12 protein-coding genes and 1 pseudogene are annotated in these 11,783 nt (G+C 59.6%); 9 read left to right on the top strand and 4 right to left on the bottom strand.

Annotation, left to right across the window (positions count from 1 at the left end; all coding sequences use genetic code 11):
- The first annotated feature begins 9 nt into the window (after positions 1-9).
- The 3 genes from R3X27_RS07665 to R3X27_RS07655 all read left to right on the top strand — a co-directional run bounded on the left by R3X27_RS07665 (position 10) and on the right by R3X27_RS07655 (position 1,452).
- On the top strand, positions 10-594 hold the full coding sequence (locus tag R3X27_RS07665) for a hypothetical protein (protein ID WP_317708249.1): 585 nt from the start codon (positions 10-12) through the stop codon (positions 592-594).
- A 122-nt stretch (positions 595-716) separates the two neighbouring features.
- Positions 717-956 (top strand): hypothetical protein, encoded by a 240-nt coding sequence (locus R3X27_RS07660; RefSeq protein WP_317708248.1) that lies wholly within the window; start codon positions 717-719, stop codon positions 954-956.
- Entirely contained in the window at positions 934-1,452 is a 519-nt protein-coding gene (locus R3X27_RS07655; protein WP_317708247.1) for a hypothetical protein, read from the top strand. Before R3X27_RS07660 ends, R3X27_RS07655 begins: the two co-directional genes overlap by 23 nt.
- 219 nt (positions 1,453-1,671) lie before the next feature.
- On the opposite strand, the gene R3X27_RS07650 is transcribed toward R3X27_RS07655, so the two are convergent.
- From R3X27_RS07650 to R3X27_RS07640, 3 genes are all read right to left on the bottom strand, one after another.
- Positions 1,672-2,154, bottom strand: coding sequence for an FGGY-family carbohydrate kinase (locus R3X27_RS07650; RefSeq protein ID WP_411572471.1), 483 nt, complete (start codon positions 2,152-2,154; stop codon positions 1,672-1,674).
- A gap of 119 nt (positions 2,155-2,273) precedes the next feature.
- Positions 2,274-2,675, bottom strand: coding sequence for an FGGY family carbohydrate kinase (locus R3X27_RS07645; protein ID WP_317708245.1), 402 nt, complete (start codon positions 2,673-2,675; stop codon positions 2,274-2,276).
- 44 nt (positions 2,676-2,719) lie between these two features.
- Positions 2,720-3,481, bottom strand: coding sequence for a DeoR/GlpR family DNA-binding transcription regulator (locus tag R3X27_RS07640; protein WP_317708244.1), 762 nt, complete (start codon positions 3,479-3,481; stop codon positions 2,720-2,722).
- A gap of 318 nt (positions 3,482-3,799) precedes the next feature.
- On the opposite strand from R3X27_RS07640, the gene R3X27_RS07635 reads away from it, so the two are divergent.
- The 3 genes and pseudogenes from R3X27_RS07635 (at position 3,800) to R3X27_RS07625 (ending at position 7,036) form a co-directional block, all read left to right on the top strand.
- Positions 3,800-4,447, top strand: coding sequence for an L-fuculose-phosphate aldolase (locus R3X27_RS07635; protein WP_317708243.1), 648 nt, complete (start codon positions 3,800-3,802; stop codon positions 4,445-4,447).
- 105 nt (positions 4,448-4,552) lie between these two features.
- Positions 4,553-5,369, top strand: a pseudogene (locus R3X27_RS07630) (IS5 family transposase); the annotation flags it as partial.
- Between the two features lie 302 nt (positions 5,370-5,671).
- Positions 5,672-7,036 carry an FAD-dependent oxidoreductase gene (locus R3X27_RS07625; protein WP_317708242.1) on the top strand — a complete coding sequence of 455 codons (1,365 nt, stop codon included), beginning with the start codon at positions 5,672-5,674 and terminating at the stop codon, positions 7,034-7,036.
- A 37-nt stretch (positions 7,037-7,073) separates the two neighbouring features.
- Here the strand turns inward: R3X27_RS07625 and R3X27_RS07620 are convergent, their stop codons facing one another.
- A complete protein-coding gene (locus R3X27_RS07620; RefSeq protein ID WP_317708241.1) occupies positions 7,074-7,781 on the bottom strand; it encodes a hypothetical protein in 708 nt (235 codons plus the stop codon).
- A gap of 228 nt (positions 7,782-8,009) precedes the next feature.
- Here R3X27_RS07620 and R3X27_RS07615 point away from each other — a divergent pair, with 228 nt between their 5' ends.
- The 3 genes from R3X27_RS07615 to R3X27_RS07605 all read left to right on the top strand — a co-directional run bounded on the left by R3X27_RS07615 (position 8,010) and on the right by R3X27_RS07605 (position 11,782).
- Positions 8,010-9,491, top strand: a complete 1,482-nt coding sequence (locus tag R3X27_RS07615) for an FAD-binding oxidoreductase (RefSeq protein ID WP_317708240.1) — start codon at positions 8,010-8,012, stop codon at positions 9,489-9,491.
- Positions 9,492-9,684: 193 nt separating this feature from the next.
- Positions 9,685-10,989 carry an MFS transporter gene (locus tag R3X27_RS07610; RefSeq protein WP_317708239.1) on the top strand — a complete coding sequence of 435 codons (1,305 nt, stop codon included), beginning with the start codon at positions 9,685-9,687 and terminating at the stop codon, positions 10,987-10,989.
- Positions 10,990-10,993: 4 nt separating this feature from the next.
- A complete protein-coding gene (locus R3X27_RS07605; RefSeq protein ID WP_317708238.1) occupies positions 10,994-11,782 on the top strand; it encodes a hypothetical protein in 789 nt (262 codons plus the stop codon).
- Position 11,783 lies beyond the last annotated feature (1 nt).

Here is an 11,783-nt window from a genome sequence, read left to right as displayed (position 1 = left end):
GAAACGCACATGGACGTTAATGAATTTTTGCCGCTCATTCCGGACGGTCTCTATGATCCATCGGAAGTCATTCTCATCGGGTCGCATCTGACGCCGGCTCCGGAGGAAAAGCCGGACCTGAGCGCGGATTCCAGTCCCGATGCCATGAGCAAGATGAAGACCTACCTCGAGGCGCTCATGGTTGGCGAGATGCAGTTGCATTCGGATCTCCTGCAAAAGCTCAGGCTGGTCGCCCTACGCGACGAAACCCAGTTTGCATCCGGCGAGAAGCCCGAAGCGAACTGTCCGACCGTCGCCCTGATCTATGCCTACGGATACGAGGGTCATAGCTATCGCCTGACCAAGCCACGGATCATGATCGTCAAGGGCGAAGGCAAGCCTTATCAGGAGGTTGGGTCCTCGGGTGCGGCGGGCGACATGATCGGAAAGCTCTATGTGTGGCACATGTCGAAGCACCAGCAGACGGTCTCCGTCGAGGTCGAGACGGGCGATCTCAAATCCCTCGTGCTCGACGCAAACCAGCCCGGAAACCGCTCTGTGCAGTCCTATTCGGCGCATATGCAGATGGCGCATCGGGGCGGCAAACTGAGCTGATGCGGTGTGACCGGGAGGGCGGTTCTCCTTTTGCCTGACCCGAGAACGGGTCAGGCCCGCAGGATCTGGATCAGCCGTGAATTGGCGCTGACCGGACCAGTCTGATCAGGCTCCCCAGCGGCTTGCGTGACCCTGAAGAAGAGCAACGCATTGCGCGTTCATTGATCGCATATGCAATAGAATTCCCGTTTGTGGCGGGCGTGCGTGAAGCCGAGCCGATTTCGGATATCTGCAACGCCGTTGACGTGCCGCATATCTTTCTCGACTTGCCAGGGCAAAAAGCGCCATCTGTCGCTTCCGATAACTTCGGCGGCGCTCTTGAGTTGATGAGCGCTCTTCTTGCAGGGGGGGGCAAATGTTGACGGTCCCACGCCGCGTGAACGCGCCTACTTTATCGGCGGCGACATGTTCCACGACGCGACAACAAAGCGTATCGGCGCCTTTCGCCATGCGTTGACATTGTCCGGGCATCCTTGCAAGCCGGATCAGATCATTGCCTGTGGCTATACGCCGGACGTAGGTTACCGGGCCATACAGACAGTGCTGAAGGGGGCCGGGGGGGTCCCCTCCCTGATTTTCATCAATTCGCAAACGATCCTCGTGGGCATCATGGAGCATTTGGTCCAGTTTCCCGATGCCGCATTCGCGAATAGCGTCATTGGGTGTTGGGATTATCACCCACTTGCGGCAGCCCTGAAATTTCCGATGCACATGGTTCGACAGAACACACAGGGAATGATCGCGGAAGATTTTGGTTTAATTGACAAAAAGAAGATGGATCCGCAGGTCATCAAGATCAAAACCGAGTTGCTGCGCCCGCGCGAAATCCTTCACAATGTGACCGGCGATCTGGGGTAGCCCGTGCCGGAACCTTGCGCTGTATCGGCCGAAATTCTTGTGGGGCGCGAAGCCGGCCGGCCATCGCCAAGGGCTCCTTCCGTTTGTCTCAGCGAGCAAATGAAGCAATCACACCCTTTTTGATCCTGTCGCCCACAGAGCAATCTCCAGTTTCGGGCGGCCGATTTCCCGCGAACGCGAGCCTTCAGGCCTGTTAACCAGCCCGCCCGCGAGGCGCGACTACCCCGCCGGGAAGGTGACCTGGCTTGGCAGGTTAAAGTGCTGGCGCGCTTCTTCAGGGGAGCCAAACAGACCCACTCCCCAAAATGCCACCATGGCAGCGCCCAACACTGTGACTTCGGGTTCGTCAAGGGTCCGCACCGGGATGCCCAACGCATTGGCTTTCAATTGAGTCCAGAACTGGTTGCGTGTCCCGCCGCCAACCAGGGTCAGTTCCTCGGCATGAAAGTTGCCGGCCGTTTCGAGCGTCGCCAGCCCGGTTTTCAGCCTGCGCACCAAACCTGTGAGTGCGGCGCGATAGATCGTGCCGCGATCCACGTCCAGCGACAGGCCGTTCATCGCTCCCTTCTTGATCAGCAAATCCGGATCAAGAAAGAGACCGTGGCAATCCTCCGGCGCCGCCTCTGCCTCTGCGATCATCGCTTCGTAGCGCGCCGCTCCCTTGAGTTCGGAAAACATCACGCGCCCGACCCATTCGATCACCTCTGAAGCGATTTACTGGTAGCCCGGGTTGAACTTGCCTCGGTGGATGCTCCATTCGCAGGTAAAGGCGTCTGCGAGATTTGCGGTGTCGGGCAGCGTGATCCCGTTGGTCTGCGCCATCAGAATCTCCCAGGTGCCGGACGACAGAACCGGCCCGGCCTCGGTGGCGCCTGCGCCAAAAACCGCAAACTGGGTGTCCCCACCAATGTCGCATCCAGCGCAAAGTGCCCGGTCAGGCGGTGGGCGATCAGCGAAGAGACAAACACGAAGCGCCGGGCTCTGTCGATCAGTTCCGGGTGGTTCTCACGAAACCAGATGAACTTGTTCAGCGAATTGAAGGAAAAATGCCCCACGCCGCTGATCTGAACCACCCTGTCGGGGTCGATGAAGCGCCCCATATGGGCCATCGACTCGAGGGTGCGCGTGCATTTCCGCGAGATCACCGGATAGATGGGCCGGCCCGCGCAACGACCACGCGCTTTGAGTTGACCGCGATCGCCCGCTGGTTGGTGCTGCCGCAATCGAGCACCACCGCCAGATCCCCGCGTCCCGCTTCGGAGTCACATCATTTCCGGCCGTCCTGCTTCCCTCCCTTGCCGGCGACATCGTCGCGCAACTTGCCTGTCTTTCCGGTCTCGGTGATGACGCAGTCGATCCGCCGGGGGGGGTGGGTCAGCGCAAAGGCGGTGCGGTCGAACTTGCTGGTGTCGCACAGCAAAACGTTCGACTTCGCGGATCGCGCCATCGCGATTTTCACGCCGGCATTCAGTTCGCTGTTGTCCCAGGCCCCGCCGTCTTCACTGTAAGCGGCGCAGGAGCAAAAGCAGATATCGGCGTGGAACTCCTGCACCTGGTTCTGGGTCAACACGCCGAGGAACGCGCCGTATTTCTCGTAATACTCGCCACCGACGCCAATCACCCGAATGTTCGGTTTCCTCACCAGGTCAAAGACGATGCGCACCGAGTTGGTGATTACCGTGAGGGGGATATCGGGGAGCGCCTCCGCGAGGTACCAGGCCGACGAAGAGTGGTCGAGCATCAGCACGGTGTCCGGGCGGATCATGGCGACCGCCTGACGGGCGATGGCGCGCTTGGAGTCTGTCTCTTCGAGCTTGCGGCGACCGAAGGAAAGCGACCCGTGATTGTTCTCGATGATGGAGGCAGCGCCGCCATGCGTGCGTCGCAAGTAGCCGTCCTCCTCAAGCGTGCGCAGGTCGCGACGGATCGTCTCTACGGCGACGCCGAATTGCTCGGAAAGGTCGGCTACAGACAGTTCGCCAACATGATCGACCCTGTTGACGATATCGCGCATGCGTCCGACGAGCACCTGCGCGCTCCCTGACTCATTCGGTCTATTTTTCACTTTTTCGGTCATATACGGTCATTTCTTGATGGTTCCGGGCGCATCGATGGATCGCGCTAGAACTCATTTTCGCTCTCACGTGACGGTCTTTCGTAGGGAGGCTGTATCATTTCCTAATGTTTGGCAAGATCGGGCAAATTGCCACCTCAGAGGAATCCACCCGTCGCCTGTCTTGCCACAGCAGTGTCCTTGATCTATATCGGGCATAAACGGGCATGATAGACCCGGCGCTTCTAGCCGTTGCCGTATGTGCCCATAGATTCCTGAACATGGAGACAGACAATGAGCGACACCGCATTGCGCCAAAGCGTGATCCAGGCCTGCAACGACATGAACGCGCATGGTCTGAACCAGGGCACCTCGGGAAATATCAGCGTGCGTCAGCCTGGCGGCATGCTGATCACCCCATCCGGGGTTGCCTATGATCAGATGCAGCCCGAGGATCTGGTCTTCGTCAGTGACGAAGGCGAATATGCGAGCGATGCAGTGCCCTCGAGCGAGTGGCGCTTCCACCTCGCCAGCCTCCGCGCGCGGCCCGAAGCTGGTGCCGTGGTGCACAACCACGCGATGTATTCGGCCATCGTCTCGATCCTGAACAAGTCCATTCCGGCCGTTCACTACATGATCGCCACCGCCGGCGGCACCGATATTCCGGTAGTGCCCTACGCTACCTACGGGACGCAGGAATTGTCAGACTACGTCGAAGCTGGCCTGAAAGACCGCAAGGCAATCCTGCTCCAGCACCATGGCATGATCACCACTGGCACGACCCTGGCGCAGGCAATGTGGCTTGCCGTCGAGGTGGAGGCCTTGGCGAAGATGTATGCGACCCTATTGCAGATCACCGACACGCCGCCGGTCCTGCCCAATATCAAGGTCGAAGAGGTGCTGAGAAAGATTGAAAGCTACGGGTTGCGCGAGAAAAACTGAAGCTCCCACGGAAGTCGCTACAGTAATTTCGGTATTGCCAGGGGTGTTGTTGCACAAAGGTCGTGTAGGATTCGCGGCGGGAATCCAATATGATAGCCGGCGGGTATAAGCTTACTCGACAAGACGATCTGCAATACGACGACCTGGCATGGCTACAATCGAGCGCTGAGGCAGCGGAGATCTTGGACCATCTGGTTCGATCCGGCGATGGTGTGGGAGGCTGCGCCCTCCGGCAAACGTCGTCGCCAGCAGACTGACAGCGCTGCTTCCATCCAGGCGTGCCTCGTGATCAAAGTCCTGTTTGGCATGGCGCCGCGACAAACGACCGGGGTCACTGCGCGCCTGTTGAAACGCGCAGGGCTTGACTGGTCCGTTCCTGATTTCAGCACGCTGAGTCGCCGTCAGAAAATCCTTGCTGTGAACACTCCCTATCGGGGGGGGCTCAGGGGGCGCTACACCTCTTGATTGAGAGCACAGGGATCAAGGTGGAAGGCGAAGGAGGGTGGTGCACGCGCAAGCATGGAGGCCGTTAGCTGCGTGTTTGGCGTAAGGTCCACGTTGGAATTGACGAGGAAACTCTGGAAGTCCGGGCCGATGAAGTCACCACCAGCAACGTTGGCCCTCTCATGGTTTGCAAGGCAAGCCACTTCCAGGCAGTGGATGTGCCGATTTCACAATGTCATCCACTGCCCGGCGGTGCATGTTTGCATGCATGAGGAGGCCCGACCGTGATGCCGCAGCAATCATTTCACCCCGCCGAAACGCCAAGCCGAGGAAGTCAACAACCGCTGGAGCCAGGGCCAGAAATGAAGCGCTGCGAGGCTCGGCGTATCTCGGCAGAGCGCTCTGGAGGCGTTGGAGTGAGTATCCCCGACGAAGTCGTGTTGAAGCGAAAATGCATTGTATGAAGATCCTCGGTCGGTTTCAGATTTGCGCAACAACACCCCAGCGCGACAGCAATTCCGTGTTTTCACGCAAGCTGGAGGCACATGATGCCAAGCCGCCGTGCTGTTTTCTGCATTTCGGGATGTGAGGGGGAGTCAGTACGCTCCCGCGAGAGATGGCCCCGGTTTTCTGGTCCGTTATCCTCCGATGACGCTATAGAATGGGGCCATGTCCGGTCGCGGAGTGCGTACAGTCTAGCGCCGTGATCGCCAAAGACGTCAAAACACTGCCGGCAGCACACGCAGGTGCTGGCTCGGCCTGCGCGAAAAGATAGGTCAGATGACGAACGCCATCACTGAACCAGGACGTGAGACGCCGGTCCTGTTGGAGACAGAGGTTCTTGTCGTGGGCAGCGGTCCAGCCGGCCTGACCGCTGCAATTGCCTCCGCACGGACAGGGGCAAGGACAGTCCTGCTCGAAAGATACGGCTGTTTCGGTGGTGTGCTGACGCAGGTCGGCGTGGAAAGCTTCGCCTGGTATCGGCACGAGGGCACGGTGGATTGCGAGGGGATCGGCCGGGAATACGAGCGTCGCGCCAAGGCGCTGGGCTTTACCCGGCCCGAGCCGCAATCCAGATCCGAGGTGATCGATACCGAGGGGTTCAAATACGTCGCCGACCGAATGATCGTTGAGGCTGGCGTCACGCCGCTGCTGCATTCCCTCGTCGTGGACGTGATCAAGGAGGGCGATGCCCTCAGGGGCGTGATTGTCGAGGGCAAATCCGGCCGGCGCGCCGTACTTGCCCGTCGCATTGTCGATTGTACCGGCGATGCCGATGTCGTCCACAAGGCGGGCGCCCCCTATACCAAGCGCGAGAAGAAGGACCTGATGGGCGTGACGGTCATGTTCACCTGCGCCGGGATCGACGTGGCGCGGTTCAACCGCTTCGTGGAGACCGAACTCAAGCCAACCTATGCCGATTGGGGCAAGAACTGGGATGTCATCACCGACGAGAAGGAAGATGACATGTTCAGCCCCTACATGGAGGAGGTCTTCACCCGCGCCCATGCGGACGGCATCATTCCGGGCAATGCACAATCCATCGCCGGCACTTGGTCGAGCTTCACGGATGCCGGCGAGGCGCTCCAGCTCAACATGGTCTATGCCTTCGGCTTTGACAGTACGAATGTGCGCGACATCACGCGCGCGGAGATCGAGGGGCGCCAGCAGGCGATCTGGGCCATCGACGCGCTGCGCCATTATGTGCCCGGTTTCGAAAACGCGCGCCTGCGGACCTTCGGGATGACGCTTGGTACGCGCGAGTCCCGCCTGATCCAGGGCAAGGTCCGGGTCTCGAAGGAACACGTCCTCAACCAGGGCCGTTGCGCCGATTCCATCGGTATCTTTCCCGAATTCATTGACGGCAGCGGCTACCTGATCCTGCCGACCACCGGGCGCTACTACCAGATCCCCTATGGCTGCCAGCTGCCGCAGCGGGTCGAGAATCTCATCGTCGCCGGGCGCTGCATCTCGGCCGACGTGATCGCGCATACGACGATGCGCAACATGATGTGTTGCGCGGTGACGGGGCAGGGGGCGGGGACGGCGGCTGCGCTGGCGGCAAAGGCCGATGTGGGCTTTGACGCGCTCGACATCGCCTCCCTGCAGGCGACCCTGACGGCGCAGGGCGTGCGCATCGACTGAGCCGGGCGGGTGTTCGGCACCAGCCGTTGCGACCCGCTCAACGTGGCGGGCGCATCAGTTTCCGGACGACCTCTTCGAGGAAGATGAAGAGCACGGTCCTGTTCTTCTCGAAGGGTTGCAACTCGGAGCATTGAACCTGGTCGGTCAGGCAGAAGACCTTGCCGTATCTCTCGATCAGGTCGGGATTGTATTCCTCGACGATGAGGGCCATCTCGCCGCCCTTTTCCACGGTGTCGTGATAGACGTCGTCGAAGGGTTTGAAACTGCCCGTAACGGTCAGGACAAGCAGCAGGGTGTTCTCGTCGGTCATGGACGTGGCCAGCAACTCGTCGGCCACGGCCACGACCATCTTCCCGGTGCAGGTCTTGAGCCTGTATTCGAAATACTCGGCGCAATGGAAGGACGGGCCATAGCCGAGCAACATCAGCTTGTCGTGCGTGCCGATCAGCTCGACCAATGCGTCGACCTTGCTGTTGTCGAAACCCTCGATGAAATGGGCAAGCCGCGCCAGCTCGGATGTCTGCACCACCTCGGGCGCCACCCGGTCATAGAGAAAATCGAGATACTGGCGATAGGAATTGAAGCCGAGTTTCTTGCTGAACTTGGAGATCTTGGAGGGCGAACAGCTGCAGAGCCGCGCCGCTTCGGCGATAGGGATCGCCTCGACGCCTTCGCTTTCCGCTTTGAGAGTTGCGTGGATCTTTCGCTCCAGAGGATTCAGGGCGTCGAAATCTATCCGGATCATCTGCAGGCTCCTCCTCCCGGGGTCGATCCAGATATTGTGGTCTTGTGTCGAGAAATGCAAATGAAATGGAAATCTTTCCAAGTCAAATGTTCAAAAATTTCCGAAAATGCGGAAAGTGATGCCAATAAATGGAAAGTAATCGCTCAAATCTTGACAGAATCATCGATTTACGGCATATGTTTTCCCGAAAGAATGGAAAGTTTTCCATATCTTGCCGGAGGATTTATCTTGGACGCGCACGCAGTCTTGGAACAGCTGGGGGAGATCGTCTCTCCAGATCAGATCAACACCAACGAGGCAGATCTCTACGAGGCGTCTGCCGACCGCTACAAGAAATTCGCCAAGACCCGCAAGGCGCTGGATGTCCCGGCGCCGATCGGGATCGTCTATCCCGCCAACGCGGAAGAGGTCAGCGCGATCCTGCAGTTCTGCAATGAGAACGGGATCAATGTTATCCCCCGTGCGGGCATGACGGCGACGGAAGGCGGGCTTGAGAACTGGAAAGACATCACGCTCGTTGTCGACACGCTCAAACTCGACAAGATTATCAAGATCGACCCCTATAACAGCCAGGCAACGGTCGAGGCCGGCGTGCCTTTGCAGGTGCTCGAAGACGAGCTGCGCAAGATCGGCTACACGACAGGCCACTCGCCGCAATCCAAGCCGGTTGCCAAGTTTGGCGGCCTCGTCGCGACGCGCAGCATCGGCCAGTTCTCGACGCTCTATGGCGGCATCGAGGACATGGTGGTCGGGCTGGAATGTGTTTTCCCCGATGGCCACATCTCGCGGGTGAAGAACGTCTCGCGCCGAGCCGGTGGCCCGGATATCCGCCACATCGTGATCGGCAATGAGGGCGCGCTCTGCTACATCACCGAAGTAACCGTGAAGATCTTCAAATACTTCCCGGAAAACAACAAGTTCTACGGCTATCTCGTGAAGGACGTGGAAAGCGGGTTGAAGGTGCTGCGCGAGGTCATGGTCAATGGCTTCCGGCCCTCCGTCGCGCGGGTCTATTCCGAGGAGGATGCGGCCCAGCATTTCTATCACTTCCATGACGGCAAATGCGTGTTGCTCTTCATGGCCGAGGGGCCAAAGGGCATTGCGGATGCCACCGGGGAGGCGATCGAAGAGGCCGTCAAGACGCATCAGGACGGAATCCTGAGCCAGGTCGACAGCCAGTTCATCAGCGACTGGTTCGACAATCTCAACTGGTCGCAGCAGGACATCGACGACGAGTTCGAAGAGATGCGGACCAGCGATTCCCATGCCGGCTACACGACAGAGATCTCGGCCGACTGGGAGACCATCCCGAAGATCTATGATGCCGTCATGGCGCGGGTGAAGGCCGAGTTCGAGCGGGCCGAGGACCTGACCATGTTGGGGGGGCACTCGTCCCACAGCTATCTCAACGGCACCAATATGTACTTCGTCTACAACTACAAGATCCACTGCGCGCCGGAAGACGAGCTGCTCGTCTATCACCACCCGATCCAGAAGATCATCGTCGAAGAGACGCTGAAACATGGCGGCTCCATGTGCCATCACCACGGTATCGGCAAGTTCCGCAGCGAGTGGACGAAAGATGAGCACGGCACCGCCTTCTACATGCTCGAAAAGCTCAAGGACGCCTTCGATCCGAACGGCATCATGAACCACGGAACCATCTTCCCGGCGGATGAGATCCGCAAATACATCTACCAGGAAGACTAGGCGTCCCGGACGCTCCGGTCGGTCCGAAACGACGGCCCGACCGGAGACGCTCCCTGCCCATCCGGGTGCCCGAAGCGATGGAGGAAAAGCTTCGGACGCCCTTGATACCCCCCCACCAAATGGTCCGGCAGACAATGTCGGGAACCCGGTTTGCCGGCTGGTCCATGCATGCATACGAGTCAGGAGGAGACCTATGTCTAAAGGGAACTATCGGCGTTACTTTCAGTTCTTCCTTGTGGTGATCGCCGCCGGGGCAATTTACCCGGTGATCTATCTGAGGACGAACTACCAGGAGACGATCCTGGAAGTGTTCAACCTTGAGTTGACCAGCCTGAACAATTTCTATTCCGTCCTGGGCCTGGCCTATATCATCGGCTACCTGCCCAGCGGCTTGCTCAGCGACAAGCTCCCCGCCAAATGGCTGATCGGCATCTCGCTTCTGGGCGTGTCGCTCTGCGGCTTCTGGTTCGGCACGGTGCCTGGGGAATCCTCGGTCCGGACGATCTTCTTCCTGTGGGGTTTCTTCTCTGTCTTCACCTTCTGGAGTTCGCATCTGAAGCTGGTGAAGATGCTCTCGCGGGCCTCCGAGGAGGGACGCTTCTTCGGCATTCTCGACGGTGGACGCGGCGTGGTTGAAGCGCTGATGGGCACGATCGGTCTTGCGATCTTCGCTTCGATCCTTGGCTCGAGCGTCGAAATCGCCGACAAGCACGATGCGCTGGTTGCCGTCATCAACCTCTATTCCGCCATCGTCGGCGCCGCCGCGATCCTGATCATACTCTTCGTCGAGAACGACAAGCAGCTGGCCGAACATGCCGAGGAAGGCACCCAGGCGGATGAGGCAACCAAGTTCCGCTTCTCCGATCTCGGCAAGCTCCTGAAGAACAAGTATGTCTACCTGATGGGCAGCATCATCTTCATGGGCTACGCCGTGTTCTGGACCGTCTACTATCTCGGCGGCTTCCTGCAGACCAATATCGGCATGGATGCGGTCACGGTCGGCACGGTTACGGCCATCGTGCTGTGGATGCGCCCGGTGGGCGGCTTCATCGGCGGCTTCCTGGCGGACCGCTATGGGCGGCCCTACACGATCTGTGGCGCCACGCTGGGGGCGGCTGCCTTCCTGGTGTTGATCGCGATCCTGCCCATCACCATGTCGCCGATGTTGTTCTCTGTCTTGATCATCGTCCTTGGCGGCTTTCTCTACGCCATCCGCGGCACCTACTGGTCGCTGCTGGGCTCGGCGGGCATCGACGCCGTGATGATGGGATCGGCCATCGGCTTGATCTCCCTGGTCGGTTACCTGCCGGATATCATCCTGCCGCAGCTCAACTCCTACCTGTGGACCACCTATGGCGATACTGGCGGCTACACGGCCTATTTCCTGGTCAGCGCCATGCTCGGTGTTGTCGGTGCGATCCTCGCACTGGTGTTCAACTGGCTGCACAGTGCCGAGAAGGCGCAATCCGCAGCTGCCGCACAGGTGATCGCGGAATAGGCTGATGAAGCTGGTCTGCATCACTAAACCCGTCCCGGATGGTGTCAGCTCCGATCAGGAGCCCCAAGTCCCCATCCGGGACACACCGGCGGCGCGGTTGCATCCCGACGATGCCAGCGCCATCGGCTTCGCTCTCGAGATCAAGAGACACCGCCCGGAGACACAGGTCGATGTGCTCATCCTGACGGAAAAGCCGGCGACCGCGCTGGCGGAAGATATTGCACGGGTTGGCGCGAACCGCGTCATCCTCATCAAAAACACACTCTATCAAGGAAGCGACAGTTTGACCGAAGCAAGGATCATAGCCAGGGCGCTTGAAGCCCGCGCGTATGACTGCATCCTCGCGGGCAGCCAGACCGTTGAGGGCGGCGCAGCCTGTCTGCCGCCGCAGCTCGCCGAATTGCTGGAGATCAATCACCTGCCCTTCATCCGCAGCGTCGAGGAGGCGGCCTTCTCCGCCACCGGTGCTGTCGTCGAGACCGAGGACGGGGCGTTCGTGCGCCGCTACGCGGTCGATTTTCCGGCCATTCTCGGCCTCTCGGAGCGCAGCGGCTACCGTCTGCCTTATCCGCGCCTGAAGGAACAAAGGCGGGATGTCTCGGAGAGGATCGTCGCACTGGACAACCGGGACCTGAAATTCGCGCCGGAGGAGGTCGGGGCCGCAGCGGCGTCGAGCCGGACCGTGACGCTTCATGCGGCAAACAGGCAAGATCGCGCGCCCGAGATCGTCGATGCCGATGCGATGGGCGTCGAGCGGGTCCATGGCTTTTTGAAGCAAAGAGGGATTCTCTGAG

The organism is Tropicimonas sp. TH_r6 (assembly GCF_033101155.1).
In the GTDB taxonomy this organism is placed as follows: Bacteria; Pseudomonadota; Alphaproteobacteria; order Rhodobacterales; family Rhodobacteraceae; genus Tropicimonas.
This window is presented reverse-complemented; position numbering and strand designations above follow the sequence as displayed.